The sequence below is a fragment of the Shewanella sp. LZH-2 genome (assembly GCF_016859145.1).
Taxonomy (GTDB): Bacteria; Pseudomonadota; Gammaproteobacteria; order Enterobacterales; family Shewanellaceae; genus Shewanella; species Shewanella xiamenensis.
In genome coordinates this window covers 779531-803236 of record NZ_CP069350.1, presented here as the reverse complement: position 1 = coordinate 803236, position 23706 = coordinate 779531, and the positions used below count along the sequence as shown (strand labels likewise).

Annotated in this window: 24 protein-coding genes; 16 read left to right on the top strand and 8 right to left on the bottom strand. The window is 46.1% G+C overall.

The annotated features are described in order from the left end of the window. The first annotated feature begins 317 nt into the window (after positions 1 to 317). The 11 genes from JM642_RS03680 (at position 318) to mgtE (ending at position 8680) form a co-directional block, all read left to right on the top strand. The gene (locus JM642_RS03680; RefSeq protein ID WP_037422034.1) at positions 318 to 1295 is read left to right on the top strand and encodes a KpsF/GutQ family sugar-phosphate isomerase; all 978 of its coding nucleotides are present in this window, start codon (positions 318 to 320) and stop codon (positions 1293 to 1295) included. Continuing rightward, on the top strand, positions 1295 to 1846 hold the full coding sequence (gene kdsC, locus JM642_RS03675; RefSeq protein ID WP_037422031.1) for a 3-deoxy-manno-octulosonate-8-phosphatase KdsC: 552 nt from the start codon (positions 1295 to 1297) through the stop codon (positions 1844 to 1846). Before JM642_RS03680 ends, kdsC begins: the two co-directional genes overlap by 1 nt. Continuing rightward, positions 1843 to 2403 carry an LPS export ABC transporter periplasmic protein LptC gene (gene lptC / locus JM642_RS03670; protein WP_203432868.1) on the top strand — a complete coding sequence of 187 codons (561 nt, stop codon included), beginning with the start codon at positions 1843 to 1845 and terminating at the stop codon, positions 2401 to 2403. Before kdsC ends, lptC begins: the two co-directional genes overlap by 4 nt. After that, a complete protein-coding gene (lptA, locus tag JM642_RS03665) occupies positions 2390 to 2941 on the top strand; it encodes a lipopolysaccharide transport periplasmic protein LptA (RefSeq protein ID WP_037422024.1) in 552 nt (183 codons plus the stop codon). The genes lptC and lptA overlap by 14 nt, the downstream gene beginning before the upstream one ends. Continuing rightward, a complete protein-coding gene (lptB, locus tag JM642_RS03660; protein ID WP_037422019.1) occupies positions 2938 to 3669 on the top strand; it encodes an LPS export ABC transporter ATP-binding protein in 732 nt (243 codons plus the stop codon). Before lptA ends, lptB begins: the two co-directional genes overlap by 4 nt. A 106-nt stretch (positions 3670 to 3775) precedes the next feature. After that, a complete protein-coding gene (locus JM642_RS03655) occupies positions 3776 to 5251 on the top strand; it encodes an RNA polymerase factor sigma-54 (RefSeq protein WP_037431329.1) in 1476 nt (491 codons plus the stop codon). Positions 5252 to 5279: 28 nt separating this feature from the next. Continuing rightward, positions 5280 to 5567 (top strand): ribosome hibernation promoting factor, encoded by a 288-nt coding sequence (gene hpf, locus JM642_RS03650; RefSeq protein WP_007650503.1) that lies wholly within the window; start codon positions 5280 to 5282, stop codon positions 5565 to 5567. A 2-nt stretch (positions 5568 to 5569) separates the two neighbouring features. Continuing rightward, positions 5570 to 6013: a PTS IIA-like nitrogen regulatory protein PtsN gene (gene ptsN, locus JM642_RS03645; protein WP_037422014.1), complete on the top strand. Its 444-nt coding sequence runs from the start codon at positions 5570 to 5572 to the stop codon at positions 6011 to 6013. Beyond that, on the top strand, positions 6010 to 6864 hold the full coding sequence (gene rapZ, locus JM642_RS03640; RefSeq protein WP_037422011.1) for an RNase adapter RapZ: 855 nt from the start codon (positions 6010 to 6012) through the stop codon (positions 6862 to 6864). Before ptsN ends, rapZ begins: the two co-directional genes overlap by 4 nt. Continuing rightward, complete coding sequence (locus JM642_RS03635; protein WP_011627201.1) at positions 6851 to 7126, top strand: HPr family phosphocarrier protein; 276 nt, start codon at positions 6851 to 6853, stop codon at positions 7124 to 7126. The genes rapZ and JM642_RS03635 overlap by 14 nt, the downstream gene beginning before the upstream one ends. A 189-nt stretch (positions 7127 to 7315) precedes the next feature. Beyond that, a complete protein-coding gene (gene mgtE / locus JM642_RS03630; protein WP_037431332.1) occupies positions 7316 to 8680 on the top strand; it encodes a magnesium transporter in 1365 nt (454 codons plus the stop codon). Positions 8681 to 8756: 76 nt separating this feature from the next. On the opposite strand, the gene JM642_RS03625 is transcribed toward mgtE, so the two are convergent. Together JM642_RS03625 and JM642_RS03620 are read right to left on the bottom strand one after the other, a co-directional pair. Beyond that, entirely contained in the window at positions 8757 to 9584 is an 828-nt protein-coding gene (locus JM642_RS03625) for a molybdate ABC transporter substrate-binding protein (protein ID WP_203432866.1), read from the bottom strand. A 217-nt stretch (positions 9585 to 9801) separates the two neighbouring features. Next, positions 9802 to 10494 carry an OmpA family protein gene (locus JM642_RS03620; protein ID WP_037430137.1) on the bottom strand — a complete coding sequence of 231 codons (693 nt, stop codon included), beginning with the start codon at positions 10492 to 10494 and terminating at the stop codon, positions 9802 to 9804. Positions 10495 to 11150: 656 nt separating this feature from the next. On the opposite strand from JM642_RS03620, the gene JM642_RS03615 reads away from it, so the two are divergent. Continuing rightward, entirely contained in the window at positions 11151 to 11381 is a 231-nt protein-coding gene (locus JM642_RS03615; protein WP_203432864.1) for a transposase, read from the top strand. Between the two features lie 723 nt (positions 11382 to 12104). Here the strand turns inward: JM642_RS03615 and JM642_RS03610 are convergent. Continuing rightward, positions 12105 to 12962: a PA4780 family RIO1-like protein kinase gene (locus tag JM642_RS03610; protein WP_037421993.1), complete on the bottom strand. Its 858-nt coding sequence runs from the start codon at positions 12960 to 12962 to the stop codon at positions 12105 to 12107. Between the two features lie 627 nt (positions 12963 to 13589). Here JM642_RS03610 and JM642_RS03605 point away from each other — a divergent pair. Next, positions 13590 to 14138 carry a DUF2799 domain-containing protein gene (locus JM642_RS03605; RefSeq protein WP_037430136.1) on the top strand — a complete coding sequence of 183 codons (549 nt, stop codon included), beginning with the start codon at positions 13590 to 13592 and terminating at the stop codon, positions 14136 to 14138. Between the two features lie 21 nt (positions 14139 to 14159). On the opposite strand, the gene JM642_RS03600 is transcribed toward JM642_RS03605, so the two are convergent. Then, positions 14160 to 14939, bottom strand: coding sequence for a phosphatase PAP2 family protein (locus tag JM642_RS03600; protein WP_203432862.1), 780 nt, complete (start codon positions 14937 to 14939; stop codon positions 14160 to 14162). A 532-nt stretch (positions 14940 to 15471) separates the two neighbouring features. Next, positions 15472 to 16875: an ammonia-forming nitrite reductase cytochrome c552 subunit gene (gene nrfA, locus JM642_RS03595; RefSeq protein ID WP_037421983.1), complete on the bottom strand. Its 1404-nt coding sequence runs from the start codon at positions 16873 to 16875 to the stop codon at positions 15472 to 15474. Between the two features lie 242 nt (positions 16876 to 17117). Here nrfA and narQ point away from each other — a divergent pair, with 242 nt between their 5' ends. Together narQ and JM642_RS03585 are read left to right on the top strand one after the other, a co-directional pair. Next, on the top strand, positions 17118 to 18914 hold the full coding sequence (gene narQ, locus JM642_RS03590; RefSeq protein ID WP_203432860.1) for a nitrate/nitrite two-component system sensor histidine kinase NarQ: 1797 nt from the start codon (positions 17118 to 17120) through the stop codon (positions 18912 to 18914). Then, on the top strand, positions 18907 to 19536 hold the full coding sequence (locus JM642_RS03585) for a response regulator (protein WP_037421976.1): 630 nt from the start codon (positions 18907 to 18909) through the stop codon (positions 19534 to 19536). Before narQ ends, JM642_RS03585 begins: the two co-directional genes overlap by 8 nt. A gap of 88 nt (positions 19537 to 19624) precedes the next feature. Here the strand turns inward: JM642_RS03585 and JM642_RS03580 are convergent, their stop codons facing one another. Next, complete coding sequence (locus JM642_RS03580) at positions 19625 to 19999, bottom strand: YacL family protein (RefSeq protein WP_037421973.1); 375 nt, start codon at positions 19997 to 19999, stop codon at positions 19625 to 19627. A 180-nt stretch (positions 20000 to 20179) separates the two neighbouring features. On the opposite strand from JM642_RS03580, the gene JM642_RS03575 reads away from it, so the two are divergent. Then, positions 20180 to 21145 (top strand): zinc transporter ZntB, encoded by a 966-nt coding sequence (locus JM642_RS03575; RefSeq protein WP_203432858.1) that lies wholly within the window; start codon positions 20180 to 20182, stop codon positions 21143 to 21145. 54 nt (positions 21146 to 21199) lie between these two features. Here JM642_RS03575 and JM642_RS03570 read toward each other — a convergent pair whose 3' ends face one another. Beyond that, positions 21200 to 22315 (bottom strand): succinylglutamate desuccinylase/aspartoacylase family protein, encoded by a 1116-nt coding sequence (locus tag JM642_RS03570; RefSeq protein WP_037421967.1) that lies wholly within the window; start codon positions 22313 to 22315, stop codon positions 21200 to 21202. Between the two features lies 1 nt (position 22316). Further along, positions 22317 to 23672 (bottom strand): lysine-sensitive aspartokinase 3, encoded by a 1356-nt coding sequence (gene lysC, locus JM642_RS03565; protein WP_037421964.1) that lies wholly within the window; start codon positions 23670 to 23672, stop codon positions 22317 to 22319. Positions 23673 to 23706: the final 34 nt, after the last annotated feature.

Genomic DNA, 23706 nt, shown 5'->3' with positions numbered 1-23706 from the left:
CTAATTGATACAAAGATAATGTGAGTACAACTTAACTTAAAAACGCTATTGAGTTCTGCAATTAAGCATCAAACTGGCCATCATAGTTACCTTACTCACTGCGGGTGGCAAAAGGGAAATACCAAAGACGATGATATTGCTCAAGGCATTCAATGGCTAAACGATATATTCTGCCCTAATGCCTAGGCGCAGAGCTTAAACAATAGCATGCGACTCAAAGTAACAAGCCGTTAATTTTATCATCTTTATCGCGTACCAAATTGTGCTATTCCAATCCCAGACGGGGCGACAAAGACAATGCAAGAAGAGAGATAGACATGGTAGACCAATCACAATTGCGCCAGTGGGGCTGTAAAGTCATCGATATTGAAAAATCGGCCCTCGACAATCTTTATCAATATGTCGATTCCGTTGAATTCGCCCAAGCCTGCGAGTTAATCCTCAACTGCACCGGCAAAGTCATCGTGATGGGGATGGGGAAATCTGGCCATATTGGTAATAAAATCTCTGCTACCCTCGCCAGCACTGGCACCCCTGCCTTCTTTGTGCATCCAGGCGAAGCCAGCCATGGCGACTTAGGCGTACTCTCTGATAATGATATTATCCTCGCCATTTCGAACTCGGGTGAATCGAGCGAAATCCTCGCACTGATGCCTGTTATCCAACGTAAAGCCATTCCCGTGATTGCTATGACTGGCAAACCAGAGTCCACGATGGCACGTTTGGCCAAAATTCATTTATGTATTGAAGTGCCTGAAGAAGCCTGTCCGCTCGGGCTTGCGCCAACCTCGAGCACCACCGCAACCTTAGTGATGGGTGATGCGATGGCCATTGCGCTGCTGCAAGCCAAAGGCTTTACTCGGGAAGACTTTGCCATGTCTCACCCAGGCGGTGCCCTAGGGCGTAAGCTACTGTTAAAAGTCAGTAATGTCATGCATAGCGGCGATGACTTACCACTCGTCAAACACGATATCTGTATTACCGATGCCCTGTATGAAATATCCAAGAAGGGCCTAGGCATGACGGCGGTGATCGATGAACAAAACAAACTCGTGGGTATTTTTACCGACGGCGACCTACGCCGCGTTATCGATGCCCAAGTCAACCTACGCACCACGCCTATCGCCGATGTGATGACGCGAAACTGTGTCACAATTACTGAAAACGTCTTGGCAGCACAGGCGCTGCAAGTGATGGACTCAAAAAATATCAACGGCCTGATAGTGATAGATAAAGACAATCATCCTGTCGGTGCGCTCAATATGCTCGATATGGTTAAAGCGGGAGTCATTTAATGCCACAGCAAGGATTTTACGGCCCGATCAGCGATGATGTGTGGCAAAGAGCGCAAAAAATTAAACTGCTGATCTGCGATGTGGACGGGGTATTTTCTGACGGCCGCATTTATTTAAGCAACTCGGGTGAAGAGCTCAAAGCCTTCCATACCCGCGATGGTTATGGTGTGCGTTCATTATTGACCAGTGGCTTTAATCTGGCCGTGATAACAGGCCGCCAGTCTAAAATTGTTGAAAACCGCATGACGGCCCTCGGTGTAACCCATATTTATCAAGGTGTGGATAATAAATTTGTCCCCTATGAAGAACTGCTGTCGCTCTACAATGTCACACCAGAAGAAGTTGCCTATATCGGTGATGATATTGTCGACCTGCCAGTGATGAATGTCGTCGGTCTTGCCGTCTGTGTCGCCGATGGACATCCCTATGTGCGCCAACACGCCCATTTTGTGACCCAGTTAAATGGTGGTCATGGTGCGCTCAGAGAGCTGACAGATCTGTTACTTCTGAGTCAAAACAAATTTACCTCAGCCCATGGGATGAGCATATGAGTCGTGTGACCCTCGCCATTATTGCTTTTTTTGGTACTGCACTCGTGCTGTATTGGCAGGTCCAACAAAAACGCGGTGGCGATACCGATAGCAGCCTGAACGATTCAAACCGACCCGACTACATTATCGAAGATCTGCGCAGCATCGAGTTTAACGAGCAAGGACAAGTCAATAGTCGCGTCACGGCAAAGCACATGGAACACTATGAGCTTAAAAACCAAACCGACTTTATTCAGCCTGTCTATCTTGTGTATCCCGACCAAGGTAAAGCAAAATGGCAGATCAGAGCCGATCAAGGTCGACTCAACAAAGATACTGGCAAGGTTGTATTAGAAAATAATGTTATTATCGATGCCATCAGCCCTGGTGAACCGATACAAACCTTGTCCACCAGTTTTTTAGAACTCGATCTCAACACAATGATAATGACCTCTGACCGCATCATTTACGTCACAGGGAAAGATTTTAATATTCAAGGGCAAGGCCTTTATGCCGACCTTAACGCGCAGGAAGTGCAATTGACCAGTCAGGTAGTAGGAACCTATGAAGCAAAATAACATATTACTTGCCAGCCTAATGCTAATGATAAGCATGAATGCCTTCGCCAAGATCGGTGACTTACAGCAAGAAGTGAAAATTAAAGCCGTCAGTCAAACTGCGGACATTAAAAACAATCAGATCATTTTCTTCGGCCCCGTTGAAGTTGTTCAAGGCTCAATTAAAATCCATGCGGATCAACTCCGTGCATTTTCTGTCGAAGGCGAAAATAGTAAAGTCTTACTGGCTACAGGAAATCCAGCAACCTACAGCCAAATCCTTGATGATGGCCGCCCTGCATCTGCTAGCGCCAAAGAGATTCGCTATGAAATGGCCACTCGGACGTTGACCCTAACTGGTACAGCGACCCTAGACCAAGCGGGTAGTCAAGTTACAGGCAATTTAATTCGTTACGATATTATTCAGCAAAAACTGATCGCCGAAAGTAGCGGCAATGGTGATGATCGCGTAATTACCATTATTCAACCTGATAATTATCAGGAAGAACTCAAAAATACACCAACAGATAAACCTGTGAAAAAACAGGATTCTAAATGACCCAAATCACCTTAAAAGCACAGAATCTCGCCAAGAGTTATAAAAGCCGCCAGGTTGTCAAAGATGTCAGCCTGACAGTAAAAACGGGTCAAGTCGTCGGTCTACTCGGCCCTAACGGTGCGGGTAAAACCACCACCTTTTACATGGTCGTGGGCTTAGTTAAAAGCGATAAAGGCCATATCTTTATCGACGATGATGATTTAACCGCCGATCCTATGCATCTGCGTGCCCGCAAAGGTATTGGTTACCTACCACAGGAAGCGAGTATCTTTCGTAAATTAACCGTACACGACAACATCATGGCGGTACTGCAAACCCGTAAAGAGCTCAATAGTGACCAGCGCGAAGAAGCACTAGAGCAACTGCTAGAAGAGTTCCATATCACCCATATTCGTGACAGCCAAGGCATGTCCTTATCGGGCGGTGAACGTCGACGCGTCGAAATTGCCCGCGCCTTAGCGGCCAACCCCAAGTTTATTCTGCTTGATGAGCCCTTTGCGGGCGTTGATCCGATCTCCGTTATCGATATCAAGAAAATTATCGAGCAGCTTAAAAGCCGAGGCCTTGGTGTACTGATCACTGACCACAATGTGCGCGAGACCTTAGACGTCTGTGAACATGCTTACATTGTGAGTCACGGTAATCTTATTGCCGAGGGCACACCCGCAGAGATCTTAGACAATCAGCAAGTTAGGGCTGTGTACTTAGGTGAACAATTCAGGCTATAGTTACTAAAACAAAGCTAATAAGCCTTGAATTTGAGAGCGCTAGGCTCCATCCATATGATATCAAGCGACCTAAACTCACAATAATAACCTAGGGATCAGCGGTAACATGAAAGCGTCACTCCAGCTCAAACTGGGTCAACAGTTAACCATGACGCCACAACTTCAGCAGGCCATTCGCCTGCTGCAACTGTCGTCATTGGAACTGCAACAAGAAATCCAGCAAGCCTTAGACTCTAATCCTCTTCTCGAGCTGGAAGAGGAGCAATTTGACGCGCCTAGCGAACGTAAGCAAGATATCGCCGATACCGACTTTAGCGAAACGACTGCCCAGCCACAGGAACAAGATAATTCCACCGTGGACATTGCCGAGTCGCTGACCAAAGAATCTCTGCCCGAAGAGTTACCCATGGATACCACTTGGGATGAAGTCTTTACCGCATCGCCAAACTCAGGTTCTGGCGCCAGCCGTGAAGATGACATGCCCTTCCAAGGGGAAACTAGCGAGGGGTTGTACGAACATTTAGAATGGCAAAAAAACCTCACGCCCTTCTCTGAAACCGATTTAGCCATTGCCACCGCGATTATTGATGCCATCGACGATCAAGGTTATCTCACTCAAAGCACTGAAGATATCCTCGAAGCCATGGGCAATCCCGAGATTGAACTCGACGAAGTTGAAGCCGTGCTCAAGCGTATTCAACACTTCGACCCCGTTGGTGTCGCGGCAAGGGATTTAAGCGAATGTTTACTGATCCAGCTATCTCATTTTTCGCCTGATACCCCTCACATCGAAAACGCCCGCATGCTGATCAAAGATCATTTAGATCTGATCGCCGCTCGCGACTTTAGGCTGTTAATGCGTAAGACCAAACTGAAAGAGGACGAGTTAAGGGACAGTATTGCGCTGATCCAAACCTTGAACCCTCGTCCCGGTTTACTCATCACCCCTGTCGATGAAGAATATGTGATCCCCGATGTATCGGTGTCGAAGAAAAACGGCCGTTGGGTGGTCGAATTAAACCCTGACTGCATGCCAAAAATCAACGTAAATCAGCAATATGCAGCAATGGCCCGAAGTTCAAAAAATCAAGCTGATAGCCAATTTATTCGTGGCCATCTGCAAGAAGCCAAGTGGTTTATTAAAAGCCTTGAAAGCCGTAACGAAACACTGCTCAAGGTGGCAAACTGCATAGTGCAATACCAACAGGGTTTCTTCGAATACGGTGAAGAAGCCATGAAACCTATGGTCCTAAACGATATCGCCGAGGCGGTAGAGATGCATGAGTCCACCATTTCACGGGTGACCACACAAAAATACATGCATACCCCAAAAGGACTTTTTGAACTAAAATATTTCTTCTCAAGCCACGTCGGGACGGATGATGGCGGTGAGTGCTCATCCACAGCAATCAGAGCTTTCATTAAGAAACTGGTTGCAGCGGAAAACCAGAAAAAACCATTAAGCGACAGCAAGATGGCTCAACTTCTGGCAGAACAGGGAATTAACGTTGCGCGCAGAACCATTGCGAAGTACCGAGAAGCGATGCTTATTCCCCCTTCCAATCAGCGTAAAAGTTTATAGCCTATTGTGAGTATCGGAGGACGTTTCTATGCAAATAAACCTAAGTGGACACCATATCGAGATTACTGAATCGTTACGGGCATATGTTGAGGAAAAGTTTTCAAAACTTGAACGTCATTTCGAACAGATCAATAATGTGCACGTTGTGCTCAATGTTGAGAAAATGCAACAGATTGCCGAAGCGAGAATCAACCTCACCGGTGGTGAAGTCTTCGCGACTTCAGAGCATGCAGATATGTATGCTGCCATAGACGTCCTGATTGATAAACTTGATCGTCAGGTTATTAAACACAAAGAGAAGTTAACAAAACACTAGCAATGGAACTTCGTACCATACTGCGGCCGGAGTGCACAACCTGCGCCACTCCGGGCAGTAAGAAAAAGGTACTGGAACTCATCAGCGACTTAGCCGCTGCCCAGTACCCCACCCTCTCATCTCAAGAGATCTTCGAAAGCCTCGTGGCGCGCGAAAAGATGGGTAGCACAGGTATAGGTAACGGTATCGCCATTCCACATGGTCGATTAACCGATATAACACAACCCATAGCGATATTGATAAAATGTGAGGAGCCGATAGCCTTTGATGCTATCGATAAACAACCCGTCGATATTTTATTTGCACTACTCGTGCCTGCCGACCAATGTCAGCAGCACCTAAGTACCTTGTCATGCATGGCTGAAAAGCTCAGTGACAAGCAAATATTAAAACAATTGCGCAAGACGCATGATGAAACGGAACTCTATCAGGTAATCATTGGATGAAACTGGTCATAGTGTCAGGGCGTTCAGGCTCAGGCAAATCGGTCGCACTTAGAGTGCTTGAAGATCTCGGCTACTATTGTGTCGATAATTTGCCTTTGCCTTTGATTGGCAGTTTGCTTGAACAGCTCAAAGGCAGTAACGATCTCGTTGCTATCAGTGTTGACGTGCGCAATTTACCAGAGCAAGACAAAGTGCTGGTTAAACAGCTTGCCAGCCTGCCTACGGGCACTGAACTCACCAGCTTCTTCTTAAACTCCAGCGATAAAGTGTTGCTCAAACGCTACAGTGAAACGCGGCGCTTACATCCCTTATCGAAGAGCCGAGTGTCACTGCAAGAAGCCATCAAGCTTGAAGGCAAATTGCTCGAGCCCCTGTCACAGCAGATGGATCACTATATAGATACCTCGAATCTGAATATCTATGAACTCAGCGACCAAGTGCGGCAAATACTCCTTGGCAGTGTCGATAAGGAACTGGTGATCAACTTCGAGTCCTTCGGTTTTAAGCATGGTATGCCGACCGAAGCTGACTTTATGTTTGATGTGCGCTTTTTGCCAAATCCCCATTGGGAACCGGAACTTAGACCTCTCACCGGTTTAGATGAACCCGTAGCGGAGTTTTTAAATCGCCAGCCACTGGTGAATAAGTTCATCTGGCAAATCGAGAATTTGCTCGAAACCTGGTTGCCCCATTTAGAGCGCAATAATCGTAGCTATCTGACGATTGCGATTGGTTGCACAGGTGGCCAACACCGCTCAGTCTATGTAGCCGAGCAACTAGCTAAACGTTTTAGTAATGGCAAACATAAAGTCAATGCGCGCCATCGAGAGTTGAGCCATGCCAAAACTTGAGCGCCAAGTCACCATCTGCAATAAACTCGGCTTACATGCCCGTGCCGCCACAAAGCTCGTGGTATTAGCCTCTGAGTTTGATGCCAGCATTACGCTGATCCAAGGTGAAAAACAGGCCTCTGCCGCCAGTGTATTGGGTCTACTCATGCTCGAGACGGGCATGGGTAAAACCATCACCCTCATCGCCGAAGGCCCGGATGCCGAGCCTGCACTTAATGCCATTTGTGCCCTTATCGACGCTAAGTTTGACGAAGCCTGCTGATGGTATCATCTCGATGATCCCTGCCGGTATTCAGTATCCTGTTTGGTTTTGATTTCAGCACCTTATACCAGTAAAACACATTTGTGACTCGACGCCCTCCCGTGCGCTAAATTACAATGTACTGCTGCGCTTTGGCTTAAGTCCTCAATAGCTAAACGCCAACCCATCCACCGCCGCCATGGAGGAAACATGCCTGTAGAAGCCTCAGACAGTTTACAAGCCGAACACCGTCTCGACCAACTGAGTCAAGCCCTCAACAGTGGTATGTTTGTGCATGTCAGGCAAATGCTACAAAATATGGCGCCGTCAGATATCGCATTGATTTTAGAATCGTCACCTCCCAAAGCTCGGCAAGTGTTATGGCAACTTGTCGATCAAGATCAGCTCGGGGATATTCTCGATGAACTCAGCGAAGAGTTAAAAGACCCGCTGATCAGCACTATGAGTCCTGAGCGAGTCGCCAAGGCTACCGCCAGCATGGATACGGACGATCTGGCGTATATTCTGCGAAGCCTGCCAGATACTGTGTATAAACAAGTATTACAGTCGATGAGTCTGCAAAACCGTCAGCGAGTCGAGCAAGCGCTCTCTTATCCCGATGAGACCGCAGGCAGCTTAATGAACACCGACACAGTAACCTTAAGACCCGATGTCAATATCGATGTGGTACTGCGTTATCTGCGCCAACGGGGCAACCTGCCCGACACTACCGATACTTTATACGTGGTGGATAAACACGATCGCGTGCTTGGAGGGGTCAAACTTGCGGATCTGCTCACCTGCGATCCCAATACTCATATCAGCAGCATTATCGATACCGATATCGAGAGCATTCCCGTGGGCATGTCCGACAGTGAAGTGGCACAACTGTTCGAACGCCATGACTGGGTGTCAGCGCCCGTGGTCGATAGTGAGGGCAAGTTGCTCGGCCGGATCACCATCGATGACGTGGTGGATGTTATCCGTGAAGACGCCGAGCACTCTATGATGGGAATGGCGGGGATGGACGATGATGAAGACACCTTCGCCCCAGTACTCAAAAGTACCTTCCGCCGTTCGCTCTGGCTCACTATCAACCTATTTGCGGCTCTGCTGGCGGCCTCTGTCAGCAATATGTTTGAGGGCACTATTGAACAGTTTGCCACGATTGCGATTTTAATGACGATTGTACCGAGCATGGGCGGCGTCGCAGGTAATCAAACCTTGGCCCTAGTAATCCGCGGGATAGCCCTAGGCCATATTGGCCAAAGTAATGCCCGCTGGCTGATAGGCAAAGAGCTCGCGATTGGCTTTTTGAATGGCTTAATGTGGTCGATGTTAGTGTTTATCGCGGTATTAGTTTGGAAAGATGATATGGCGCTTGCCAGCCTGATTGGCGGTGCAATGCTCATCAATATGACAGTCGCAGGACTAGCAGGCGCCAGTATTCCGCTGATCTTAAAGCGCTTAAAAGTAGATCCGGCGTTAGCGGGCGGTATGGTGCTCACCACAGTCACCGATGTGATAGGTCTGTTTGCCTTCTTAGGATTAGCGACTTTATATTTAATGCACTAGCACTGGCCCAAGCCTTGCTAAAGCGAGCAACAAAAATGGCGCTATTTCGCGCCATTTTTAATGAGTCCATTAGACATTATTTTTTAGGCGGCTGAAAACCATAACTGCTCAAAATTGCCTGTCCTTCAGGGGATAAAATAAACTCGGCTAAAGGTGCGGCTGCACTATTGGCATCCTTTAACACCAATAGGCCATAGTCGGCGCCAATGGCTAACTCTGGCGGTAAATCGATAATCTTAAGGCTCGGCACTTCTTTTTGTGCCAGCACCGCATTGGTGCAATAGGTTAAGAACACATCCGCCTGCTTATTTTCCATCACCCAAGCATAGGGATTACGATCCTTGGGCGGTTTAGCACTCTCAGGCCCACCAGTTAGCTGCATGGCTTTGGTTTCTAATATAGTTTTCGCATTGGGTTTTAAAGCCTCGGCTTTCGCAAACACTGCCCAAGCGTAGTCGCCAGCGGGATCGGCTTTTGGCGTTGATGTACCAAGCTTAATTTGCGACGCGAGCAGGGTGTCTAATAAGTTCGCGCTAGTGAGTGGCACTTCCGCTTGAGCAATGGCGCAGAGCTGGTTACGGGCAAACATTTGCACCTGTAGACCCACTCCCGCATCGACTAAGGCCTGCGGGTGTTTCATATTCGCCGAGGCAAAAATATCAACTCGCTCCCCCTCTTGGATCCGCTTAAGCAATAAACCCGAAGGCGCATACTGCGCTGCCACATTAGCTTGGGATTTCGCTTGGTAAGCCGCAATAATATCGTTCATCGCCGCCTTTAAACTGCCCGCGGCTCTTAGTTCAATAGGGGCTGTCGCCTCAGTGTTCATTGGCGCACCTTGTACCATCCCTGCCATCACTGTAGTCCCTAAACTGAATGCCAGTACTAAGCCCTGTTTTGCCATAATTGCTCTCCTTTGGCTCTGCGAAATAGTTATCATAATTTAACTAACTACATACAAAACGGGAAAATACCGGCAGGATCAAGTCGAATACTCGCCTGATAAGCCCAAATAGAGATGATTGCGGACAAGATCACTCAAGATAGATAACGGAAGGACAATTTGTCCCTTAGGATAAAATAAAAAGTCGCCCGCAGGCGACTTTAACCTTGATGAATGATTATTGACCCGTTGGGGTCAACACTATCTCCACGCGACGGTTTTGCGCGCGTCCCTCGGCACTAGCATTGGATGCGATTGGACTCGATTCACCCATTCCCTTAGACTTTACGCGAGCGGAAGCCACGCCTTTACTCATCAAGTAGTTCCCTACTTCGCTGGCTCGTACCTGTGATAAACGTAAATTGTATGAATCTGAGCCGCTGCTGTCGGTATAACCCAACACGTTAAGTTGGGTCTTACTATACTCCTTCGCCACCAGCGCAACAGAGTTCAGTACCCGCTTAGCACCCTCACTCAGCTCGGTTTGATCCACACCAAAAGTCACTTCATTTGGCATATTAAGAATAATATTGTCACCACTGCGAGTTACGCTAACTCCCGTGGAAGCGAGTTGTTGGCGTAATTTGGTTTCTTGTACGTCCATGTAGTAGCCAATACCACCACCTAGGGCGGCGCCAGAGGCTGCACCAATTAAAGCTCCTTTACCGCGGTCACTCTTACTTGACGAGGCTACACCAACGGCAGCTCCAGCAACGGCACCAATTAGCGCCCCCGTAGTCGCTTTTGCCGTTTGTTGTTCGTTGGTATAGGGGTTGACAGTCGAACAGCCTGACGCAATCAAGGCGCTAGCCATAACCACAATAGCAAGCTTAGATGCTGGCAATGATTTAATCAGAGAAGGCTTCATCATTATGACCTCATAACATGATTGATGAGATTTGCCTTTGAAAGGCAAAGGGCGTGGTAAATCGCCAAAAACACCATGAAAAAATCGCAGTATATAAGCATTCTCTTTCGAGACAATCTTTAATCGTTTCTTTGCTCAGTTTATGAGTAATTTAATCGCAAAAAACACCAAACCAAAACATCTTTGGCTTATTCATGCAACATTTAGAGTAAAAGCACTGAAATAGTGCAAGCTGCACCGTTTCTGACATAACTTCTAAAGCCAATCGTTTGAAACATAAACCCAATAAATTGATTTTAAACATTAATTTATACATTAAAAAATTGGCACGGATTTTACATACTAATAAATAGGTAGAAGAGTAGAGACCCCAAGCGTAACTCACTCGATACCTAAGTAAGCTGTTTGACATCAATGGACGTTAATCTAAGTGCCCGTTGTGAGGCATGTTAATCGAAGCACAATCCCTAAGTGGATTGAGGAGGAAGAGATGAAACATCTGATGAAACTCATTAGTCATTGTCACCACGAATGGTTGTCCCTACGCCATATAGGACATAGTCAGTGGGATATAGAGCAGCGCCAATAATCATGAAGGAATACCCCCAAAGAACCCGTTAAAGCGCATACAGATAGCATAAAGTGAAAAGGGATAGGCCATGGGAATCGTCAATCATAATCTTAAACCTGACGTTATTTTTGAAGTAAAAGTCAAAGGCAGATTACTCTCTGATGTCGCACGACAGTATGGTCTTTCGGCTAAAGCGGTTTACCAGTGGGTAAGGGAAAGTGAGCAACAGCCGCAGCAACGTGAATGCGCCTTAATAATTGAAATTGCCCAGCTGCAGAAACGTATTAAGCAGCTAAACAGTGAATTACGCACGATATAGGTTGAGGTAACCTCGCCCAGTGCCCTTATAGACAAGGCCGGACCCCATTGCATATTGCCCTGTAGGTCTAACGCGATATGAAAGTTGTGCTAAAAACAATAATAACAGCGCCCTTTTACGTCCGGCCTTGTCATCCAATTAATTGGATTAGCAATAAATAACAGTTTAGACAGAGTCGGATGGGTATCTATTATCGCTCCCCAACGACCTAAGATATAAATCGTACAAAATAACAATAATAACTGTGCTGTTTACTGTCCGACTCTGTCAACTTAACACTCAAAGTGTTGCAAGAGAAAAAGAGGTAGGTTTTGACAAGGCTTTAGAGGGAGCTATCTCCCCCAAAGATCAAATATGTGAATTGTGCTCCCCCAAGTCATGAACATATTACCCTCTCGGGTCTTGTCCTTTTATTCACGGATCAATGACGATCCAGCGCTAGACTAGGATAGCGCGCCACGGATGGCTGTGTTATTGGGAAGGTTTCGGCAAGGCTCGAGGGAGTTGTCTCCCCCAAAGATTAATATGTCGATAGTGCTCTGTGGCCCATCAACATATTTCTCCCTTTGGTCTTGTCCTTTTATTGAGTGGTTCAATGGAAAGGAAGGGGCATAACGCCTGTGCCAAGGATGGCAATGCCACAGGCTTTAACACTCGCACTAGGCAATTAATTCCAATAAAAAAGACGCTCATAAGGCGTCTATTTTATTGAAGAATATTCTACTAATAATCTTCATTGGCTTCTTGAAGTCGCTGCTTGCGCTCCTGAGCCTCTTCATAGGCAGCTTGAATTTCATCCAAGACAGAACTGACGTCGGCATCGACTAATACTTCAGTAAAATGACCTGTTAGCTGCGTATCAGGCTTTAACTGACCCGCCTCAAATAAGGCCCACATTTCTTTCGCGTATTGAGTCTTGAGCAATTCAGGTGCGTACTGGCCATAATATTGCGTCATGTTATTGACATCCCGCTCCAACATCCATTTAGCATGATTATTCGCTGCCGCATCTACCGCTTGGGGTAAATCAATAATGACAGGGCCTTGATCATCGACTAGGACATTAAATTCGGACAAGTCACCATGGACTAAGCCTGCGCAAAGCATACGCTTGACATAAGTCATCACTAAAGCGTGGTCATGTATAGCTTTCTCAGCGCTAAGGCTGACATCATTAAGGCGAGGCGCAACATGACCTTCACTATCGGTGACTAATTCCATGAGTAACACACCATCGTAGCAACCGTAAGGAGTTGGTACTCGCACTCCGGCATCAGCCAAGCGAAACAATGCATCTACCTCAGCGTTTTGCCAGACTTCTTCCATTTGCTCACGGCCAAATTTAGAACCTTTTTCCATTGCCCGAGCGCGACGGCTATTTCGGACTTTACGCCCCTCTTGGTAAACCACCGCCTGCTTAAAACTACGTTTGTCCGCTTCCTTGTAAACTTTAGCGCAGCGAATATCTTCACCACAGCGCACAACGTACACAGTAGCTTCTTTACCGCTCATTAACTGGCTGATGACTTCATCAACCAGTCCTTCATCAACCAGTGGTTGGATTCGTTTAGGAGTTTTCATACCGACCTTATACCTTAGTTAGGCCTAAGATGGAATGTGCCGGGCAAATCTTCATATATAAAGCAGCCTTCTACCAATAATGAATAACAAAATGAGGGTAAGCATACCCGACTTCAGTAAAAACTAAAGCACCTAGCGTAGGAACACAAGAGCAAAAAATGGTGGATTTAAAGCCAATACATTTGCAGAGAACGGCACATTATCTCCTTGATTGCCCCAAACAAATACCTGCTCGCTTCATCAGCAACATGTTAAATCCCACAACCATTAAACACACAACGAGATCACACTGCCGTAAGTGACGGCGACTTTAAGCCGTTACCCAAGCATTAACCACCTTAAGAATACTCTTAAAATGGTTTTCCACGTTTGTTATGGGGTATCAATGCCTATTTTGAGCAAAAATGAGGGGATATCGCCAAAGTGTTACCCCAAGCTATTGAAAGTATTAAATTATCACAAACTCAACCCGTTAGCACTATCCACCGAGTATGTTGTGATAAAGATAGGGTAACCAAGCCAGCTTGGTGCTGCGAAATAACCGCACAAAGGGCGAAATATAGCGCTAGATCTCCTCAGTACTAAGCTTTATGCTGATGCCACTTTTGCAACTCTTTTGATAATAAAATGCGATACCTAAACTTTGCACTCGCTCTGACAGCCCTCTCCCTCACTCAATGCACGAGTCTTTCACTCGAAGAATGCCGTGATAATGACTGGTACGCCACTGGCTTAGCCGATGGTAACCGCGGTGCTGCTGCGAGTAGGCTCAACCAATATCAACAGGACTGCCGTGAATTTAATCTCAAGGTTGATGCGACGCAATGGCAGCAAGGATATCAACAAGGATTAATGAGTTATTGTTTGCCAGAAAATGGTTACCGTATTGGTTTGGCGGGAGAATATTACTACGGCGTCTGTAATAACAATCAATTTGTTGAACGCTACAATCAAGGACATGAACAATATCTGATTAATAAACGTTTAGCAGAAATAGCCGATCGCTTAAATGCTATCGACAGCGAGATTAGCAGTATCAACAACAAACTAAACAATCTCACCGACAAAGCCGAATTACTAAGGCAAAAAAATATTTTATTGAATGAGAAGAACCATCTTCTGGACGAAAGTTTACGTCTGCGCCATGGAGATATTCGTTTTCAATTTAGGTTCTAATTGAAAAGTTAACCCATATAATCACTTAGAGATGCCTTTTTCGAAAACTTTAGTATCGATAAGGCTGACTTTGTTCGCGACGTTACTGTTTTTAACCTTAGGAACACGTAAGAAAAAACTATAATAAAGCAGGCTTGCTGAGGTCCACGCAATCGCCAAACTCCATAAGTCATGACTTAAAAAATGAGCACCGCGCAGTTCTTGGGCAAAACCAAAAATAGTCCCTAATCCAATTCCAAACAGTAAGCCAAACTTTGCGTAACGGGGATTGTATTCCTTAAGCACAAAATAACTCGCCACCCATGCAAAACCGCCACTTGAATGCCCTCCAGGAAAACACTGACCAAACTCAGCCCCTTCTGGTAAGCGTGCAAATAGAGAGCTATGCATCATACGCCCACCAAATTCAATGACATCCCAAGGGCAAGTCATATGAGTGAAACTCTTACCTAAGCGAACCAACAACACGCTAGCAAGAACACTACAGAATAAATAGATAAAACCTTTACGATAAACACGCAACGTCTCAAGTCGAAAGCTTAGGCCAATGCAAGCAACAACCGCTATGGCGAACAAAATCACCAGATTACGTCCTGTCACATGCAAGATACTTTCGGTAAGCCAATGCCCTCGTAAAGGCCAAGAACTGACACCTCCCTGCCAATTGAATAATAGGCTGGCAAAGCGCATATCAGCATGAGTCCATTCAAGCCCCAAAATAATTACCGTAAATACGAGCCATGGAACAAACAAATATCCCTTTGCAAACTGAAGAAATGTCGTCCTAACATTGCTTTTCATATTCTGATGCACTTATTTATCCAATCACCAAAATCATAGCTTCGAGGATAAGGAGAAATTCTTATCAAAAGCTTAAGACATTTTACCGAAAAAATAACAAAAACCTTACAACCCCACAGGTTGAACGCTGATAAAAAACAGCTAAGGGATAAAATGATTATAGTGAATCAATAACCATGTGCTTAATGGATGAGCCTACCATGCCCTAAAACTTCGTACTCCAACTGTCTCAAAAAGTCGGTTATTTACAGATACAACAATCGATAGGAGTAAATCAGGGCGTCACCAAAATTGCTGGAAAACTAAGGACAACGAATAGTTAGGTCACGGGCTTTACTGCGAGATAGTGATAGAAAAACCGTTAGAGCAAGCTGCATTCAACGTCCAACAGGGCCGTTAAAGATAACGAAATGAGATTAACAATCTGAGCCCCCATAAGAAATAATGGCTGAGCAAAATCGCTAATAAAAAGCCCCCGCAACCTCGATTGCGGGGGCTTTACTATGAGAGGTTAGCTCATATTCAACAATAATTACTTGTAAGTCGCTTCGCGTTTTTTCGCTTCGGCATCCCACTTAGGTAACATGTCTTTTTTGAATGCTTCTTTCTCTGCATTCAGTTTTTCCATGTCCATACCCAGTACCGCCTGAGCTTTCGCTTTAGTCGAAATATCAGGGATAGCGACAGGATCGGTTAAACCTTTTTTCGCTAACAACTGTGCTAACTTAACACGAGCATCAGCGGCTTTATTAACAGATGTACCCAACACTCGTAGCGCTTCTTCAGGAGCGTGAGCGGCAACACCGTGCGAAGCAATGGCTAAATCCCAGCGCCATTGAGCGTGGCGGATGTCAGTCAAAATTGGCTTCATTTCAGCTTCAGTAGCACCTAATTCCCATGCTTTAGCAGCTTCGAAGTGCGCCTTCACTAATTGCTCTTCCGCTTTAAGTTTCATTTCTTTAACTTTAGCTTTGCGCTCATTAGTGACACCCACTAAGAATTCTTTCGTTTGGCTATGGCAAGTTGCACAGGTTTCTTCGAAACGATCGAATGGGTTACCGACTTTATGGTCAGTGAACTTCTTACCTTCAGGGCTAGTCACTTTAGGCATATGACAGTCAACGCAACTGACATTATTTTTACCATGAATACCCATCTTCCAAGTTTCGTACTCAGGGTGCTGTGCTTTTAACATTGGTGTTTTAGACAGTGCATGAGTCCAATCAGAGAACTCAATACCATCATAGTAAACTTCCATTTGCTCAACGGTTACGCCCATATCCCAAGGGAATTTCACGAAACCTTTACGGTCGTCTTTCTTCTCGAAATAGTATTCAACGTGACACTGACCGCAAACCATTGATTGCTTGTCTTTCTTGGATGCTTTGTCAAATGGAGTGCCAATAGCCTCCATAGCACGGTCAACATAAGGACGAGAAATACGTAATTTTGGAGAGCCTTTTTCATGGCAATCGCCACAGCCAATAGTATTGGTCACTTCTGGACCACCTTTGGCCCATTTACCTTTGAAGTAACCATCTTCACCTTGCTCTTCGATTAAGCGAGGTACGTCTGGGCTCTTACAGCTCCAACAGGCCATTGGCATTGGGCCATCTTCCGCATTGGCTGGAGCGCCTGTACGCAGAGTATTACGCACATCAGTCACGGCATACATATGGCCGCGAGGTGCGTTGTAATCTTTAGCAAAACCATAGCCCGCCCACAGAATAACCATATTCGGGTCCTGTGCTAACGCATCAACAAGCTCTTCACTCTTTGCAGTGTCATGCCAGCTATTATATTGATTTTTAAATTTATCTTTATAAACTTCATTGCGAGGCTCAGTTTTATCACTCGCCATCGCACTCGCCGCCATGAAGCTGGCGGCAACCAATGCACTCAGTGCAAAGGACTTACCTGTCATCTTCTTCATCATCTCATCTCCGTGTTGCATTATTTTAGTGAGTCACGACATCTCCAAGGTCAAAGTTAGTAGCTAAATACTGCTAAAAATATACCTCTTAGGGGGTATCTGAAACGAAATTTGCGCTAGATCAAAATGTAATAGTGTTGTTGTTCACACTTTTATGTTTTTGTTAATGTAATACATTATTTTCTAATGTAAAAACACGGCTAAAGTAACATTAGCTCAAGCGTCACAAGGTAGGTATTAGACATATGAAACGAGGAAGCCTTACCTCAAAAATTCTGGGTTTAATGTTAGTACTGATTTTGCTTTCTAGCAGCCTAGCGATCTTCGCAATCATCAATTTGTCTTACAGCCTAGGGGATGCAAAAGCCATCAACGCCTCTGGTTCACTGCGGATGCAAAGCTACCGGCTGATGTTCTACGCCAACTCAGGCAGTGAAGCTGCCCAAGAAAAAATCACTGAATTTGAAAATACGCTGCATTCTGAGGCACTACAACCCTCCACAGGCTGGCTCAGTCAGAAAAAAATAGCCGAGCAATATCAACTTGTTATCGATAAGTGGCTAGTAATGAAATATTACATCGAGCAGGAAAACTCCCGCGACTACGCCGCCTCACTCAAGGACTTTGTCGATACTATTGATTTATTGGTATTGGAGATGGAGCATCATGCCGCTTTTAAGTTGCGCCTTCTCGCGGCGAGCCAAATTTTTGGGCTTGGGCTGATGCTGGTTATCGCCTTTTTAGCGGTGCGCTTTACTAAACGCAAAGTCGTTGTACCCTTGCAACAATTGATGGAGTCCGCCAATACGATTTCTAAGGGTAACTTTGAAATCGAAATGCCCGAAACCGAATATATTGAACTCACGGCTCTGACCGATGCACTGCAAAAAACCGCGCGAGAGCTAGCCACACTCTACGGTAACTTAGAGTCACAAGTGGCCGAAAAAACCTTAGCACTGACACGGGCGAATAATGAACTGGCCTTTTTATACGACACTCTGTTAACACTTAATGCCAATAAGCTGGACTATAAGGCCCTCAAAGCAGCATTAAATCAGCTAAAAGATTATGAGTCGATCGAGTATTTGAGGCTGATTATCCAATACCCTGAGCAGGAGCTCGAAGTCGTAGAAGCCGATGGTGGCTGGCCAGAAGGCGCTCACAACAACATCCGCTTTCCGCTACAATTTGAGCAGGCTGATTTAGGTTATTTAGAGCTTATCTCAACCCAAGATATTAATACTCCGTTGTTTAAAAACTTTGCCATTATGCTTACTCGCTCCATCGTTATTCATAACGCTACCGAACAAAGACAGCAGTTAGCCCTAATGGAAGAACGTGGTGTTATCGCAAGGGAATTACATGATTCACTCGGGCAAGTGCTTTCTTTCCTAAAAATCCAAATTAGCTTGCTGCGCAAAAATTTAGATCTTAGCTGCCGCAATCCTACCATTGAGGGACAACTCACAGAGATCAACGAAGGGGTTAGTACAGCCTATGTACAACTCCGAGAGTTACTATCCACCTTCAGATTAACCATTAAGGAGCCCAATCTGAAGAATGCGATGGAAGCAATGCTTGAGCAGCTCAGAGCAAAAACCGATATCAAGATCCACCTCGATTATAAGCTTTCCCCTCAATGGCTAGAGGCGAAACAACATATCCATATTTTGCAGATCACCCGAGAAGCAACGCTCAACGCTATCAAACATGCCCGTGCTAGCCATATCAATATTCGCTGTTATAAAGATGAGCATGGTATGGTTAATATCAGTGTAAGTGATGATGGTGTAGGTATTGGCCATATTAAAGAACGGGATCAGCACTTCGGCATAGGCATCATGCATGAACGTGCCAGCAAATTAGGCGGCACGGTTGTATTTAGCAGCAATGATCCGCAAACTAGTCGCAAAGGAATCACTGGACAGCTAGAGCCAGAAAATCCAGACTCGCCCCTTGAACCCCATAGCACATCCAATTTATCACAGGGCACCAAAGTCACTTTAATCTTCCCTTCTCAACAGGAGCCTACACATGGGTAAACCTTATTCTGTTCTGGTGGTCGATGATCACCCTCTCTTACGTAAAGGTATCTGCCAATTGATCGCCTCAGATCCAGACTTTAACCTCTTCGGTGAAGTGGGTAGTGGTTTAGATGCTTTAAGCGCCGTAGTAACTGATGAACCTGACATCGTCTTGCTCGATCTCAATATGAAGGGAATGACTGGCCTCGATACCCTCAATGCCATGCGCCAAGAAGGCGTGACCTCACGAATCGTGATCTTAACCGTTTCAGATGCAAAACAAGATGTTATTCGCCTATTACGTGCGGGAGCTGACGGTTACTTACTCAAAGATACCGAGCCAGATTTGCTGCTCGATAAACTCAAAAATGCCATGTCAGGCCACAGAGTGATCAGCGAAGAAGTTGAAGAATATCTCTATGAACTCAAAAATGCCGCCGATGAACAAGAATGGATTTCAAGCCTCACCCCAAGGGAGCTACAGATCCTGCAACAACTGGCGGAAGGATTAAGTAATCGTATGATTTCAGAGCATTTACACATCAGTGAAGGCACTGTGAAAGTGCATGTCAAAAACCTGTTGCGTAAAGCTAATGCCAAGTCGAGAACCGAAATGGCGGTAAGATATTTGAACAATTGATATTGGATAAGTGATAGACTTACTCCATTAAATAATAAAGGCAATCAATAGATTGCCTTTATTATTTGTTGATATTCACAGCGAGCGGTTATAGCCCTTTTTGCACAAATTCATACCAACTAAGTAGCGCTTCTTCTAAATCTTCTAGCCCACAGTAAGCCTCAGATTCAGCATCATAGAGGGACATCGCCTCTTCGAGTTCATAATCCTGCTCAAATCCTAAAGCATTAGCGTAAATTCGTGCCTGCTCCTCATCCAGATCTAAGGTAATATCTTTGCCGATAAAACGCCAAGAAACTCGCTTACCTGTTTGAATTTCTTTGATAATATCGAGCACTTGCTGAATTTTGGCTAACTCAGGCCCCAACTCTTCTGAAAACCATTGGCCCAGTACCTCATGGTCCATGCTAAAGCTGGCTAAATACGTGCCAGTCAAACTGTTACGCCGAAATTCATATTCCATTTTATCTTCTCAATACATTACAACTAAGGCTAATTTTAATCTATTTCATCATAAGTTGCTTGGCCAGCAATTTACTCATCTAGCGCCGAGGTTATTGTGAGAGGAAACGACGCTAGGCTTCATTTCCACTGTAAAATCAGTTAGCTTTATCCGATGATTTAGCATGAGATGGAATGTGACATGCACGAAGGATTTATCTATAGCATAGTGCTTAGCGGCGCACGAGCTGGCTCAACCTTAAGCCCAGAACAACTTGAAAATTGGGACCCTAAGGACGGGTTGATTTGGGTACACCTACGTTATCGCCACAAAAAGGCTCGCCATTGGGTGTTAAACAGCGGTCTTAATAAAGTCGAAACCGATGCCCTGCTCGCCCAAGATACTCGCCCTCGAACCGTATTGGCAGGGGAAGGCGTATTACTGGCACTGCGCGGTATTAACTTAAATCCAAACTCAGCACCTGAAGATATGGTCGCCGTGCGAATTTACGCCGATAGACAGCGCATTATTTCCACCTGTGATCGCGAGTTGCAATCGGTTAAAGATGTGGCTGAACTGATCATGGAAGGCACAGGCCCCACCACCACAGGAGATTTTCTCCTCGCCATTTGTGAAAAACTGACTACACGTAAAGTCGATTTTATCGATACGCTAGAGGAGCAACTTTCAGAATTAGAAGAACAAGTTGTTTCTGGCAATGTTAAAGATTTACGTACTGATATTGCTGAACTACGCCGACAAACCGTAGCCTTGCGCCGCTATTTAGGCCCACAGAAAGAAGCCTTCACTAAGATGCTGTCCGATCAATTTGTGCTGTTTAATGAGCCCGAAAAACTTAAGATGCGCGAAACCACGGATAAGCTTATTCGCACAATTGAAGACTTAGATGCACTGCGTGATAGGGCCAATGTGACCCAGGAAGAGTTACTCAGCCAGCAATCGGAGCAGCTAAACAAGCGCTTGTATTTCTTATCCTTAGTCTCGGCAATTTTCTTACCGCTGGGCTTTTTAACCGGTTTGCTTGGGGTCAATATCGGCGGTATTCCCGGTGCGGATAACGCATGGGCTTTTGCGACCTTCTGCGGTATTTTAATATCGCTGGTTGCCCTGCAAATGGCGCTCTTCTATCGCTTTAAGTGGTTGTAGACTGTAATAAAAAACGCCAATCTCGAGATTGGCGTTTTGTTTTGCTGATTGCCGTTAATATGGCAATTCAAACAGATTGGTCATGACTTTATAGAGCTCTGTGCCTTGATGCACCGACGCCGAAGCAAAATGGAGTATAGGCACACAATCCTGCGGCAAACTGAGTGCCGTCAGCTCCTGCGCACTGCCATATAAGTCGAGTCGCAGCAGATTGACTAAGGTCTCACCCGCTGCAAGCGGCTCTCCCACGGGCGCCACATATTCCACCAAGCCCGCCATAGGCGCATGGTACTTTTTGTAATCCTTAAGATAACAGCCAAAACGCGGCATCTTAACGGGTTCCACTTGCTCGGCAATCACCCCTCGATGGCTTAAATAGGCCAAAATGCCTTTAGCATCGACTAAAGCATCCTCAAGGCAAATGCGTTCTTGGCTCGCCAGTTCCAAGGTAAAAGCTGAAACGGCGATATTGAGATCCCGCCCCTGCGCTTTTGCCACTTCACTCAATTGCCACCAAGGACAAAATGCCGCCTCATCCATTGCGCCACCAAAACTATTGGGGATCACCAGTGTGTAAGGAATCGTGAAAAACTGCGCCGCGGCAATATCATATTCAGGGCAATACAAATGTTTACAGGATTTAGGCCCAGTATGCAGATCGAGCACTATATCCGCCGCATGGGCCATAGCCTGTAAGCTAACCGCCAATCTGTGGCCCGTGGTCACACCCCAATCATTACGTAACCGCTGCTGGCAAGCTTCAATCAAGGTGCTGCGATATGCTTGAATAAGTTCGCTATCGCTAAGCTCGGCATGCTCGCTGTACCAAGCGGGTAAATCTATCGCGTGATTTAAGTACTCACGATTCCAGTTTACGCCAGTGATAGGGTCAAAACGCCCCAATGTAAACTCACCGCTTTTTTGATTAATCCCCAGCGGATTAGCCAAGGGCACTAAGGTAATCTCACCTAAGATGTGGCAATTTTCCAACTGTTTCATCAATTGATAAATCACCGCATTGCCTTGCACCTCAGCGCCATGGACATTAGCCTGAATATACACTTTAGGGCCAGATACGTGACCACTTGGCTTGAAGTGATAAATCGGCAGCGTCAGAGCCTGCCCTGCGGCAAGCTCCCCAATTTGCAGAGACGATGTCGTCGGCAACATACTAAACGCCTTCAAACAAATTTTCGTGCAACGCTTTAACCACTTGTGCCGCTTCGGATTCGGCCACTAACACACACAAGTTATGCGGGCTGGCACCTTGGCAGATCATGCGCACATTATGGGGTTCGAGCACTTCAAACACGCGGCGACAAATACCCGCAGTCGTAGCGATGCGATTACCGATAATCGCCACCAATGCTAAACCATCCTCCACGCGCACGCGGCAATGTTGCGATAATTCTTGCAGTAACGCTTCACTTAATAAACCTTGTCCGCTTGAATCGGATCCGGTTTTATCTAGAGTGAGCGATACGTTAACTTCGGAGGTGGTAATCAAATCCACACTGATCTTGTGTCTTGCCAATGTGGCAAAGGTTTCCGCCAAGAAGCCCTGCGCATGCAGCATTTGTAGGCTGTGCAGATTGAGTAGCGTCTGGTCGCGGCGCAGCGCCACCGCGCGGAACACGGGTGCATCTTCAACCTGATGGCGGATCCAAGTGCCACCCTTTTCAGGCTCCTTGCTTGAACCGACAAACACTTGAATTTGTTGGCGCACGGCCGGAAGAATCGTCGCAGGATGTAATACTTTAGCGCCAAAGGTCGCCATTTCGGCGGCTTCGTTAAAGCTGATTTCGGCAATCGGATGGGCATTTGGCGCGAGGCGCGGATCGGTCGTATAAATCCCGGCCACATCGGTCCAAATCTCAACCGCTGAGGCTTTTAACGCTTCGGCTAACAGTGCCGCAGAATAGTCGCTACCGCCACGGCCGAGAGTTGTGGTTTGCCCCGCTTCATCGGAGCCAATAAAACCTTGAGTCACAATCACTTGCTCAGATAACAGCGGCAGTAAATGCTCACTCGATAGCAAAGCAATTTGCTCAACCTGTGGCTCGGCGCGGCCAAAATGGCTGTCGGTGCGCAACACACGGCGCACATCGAAGGCACTTGAGTTGGCGCCTTTTTCGCGCAATACCGCCGCAAATAATGCCGACGAACACTGCTCGCCAAGGGACAATAACTCATCCATGGTGGCCTTACTGCGCTGGGACGCCAGCGCTTCGCTTAATACCGCCATACGGCTTAACAGCTTATCTAATGCGGCAGCAACATCGTTAGGGCGACCGAGTTTATCTAAGATAGCGTATTGAATCTGCGCAATTTGCTTTAATCGTTGTAAGCGACCATCGTCGTTTATTGACTCTTGGGTCAGTTCAACCAACAGGTTCGTCACGCCACTGGAGGCGCTAACCACCACTAAACGGCAATCGGGATTGCCCAGTACGATATCGGCGCAGCGATTCATTGCACCGTAATCGGCGACTGAAGTACCACCAAATTTTGCGACAACAAGAGACATTAGCGCACCTCCGCAGAAGCAGAAGACACGGCAC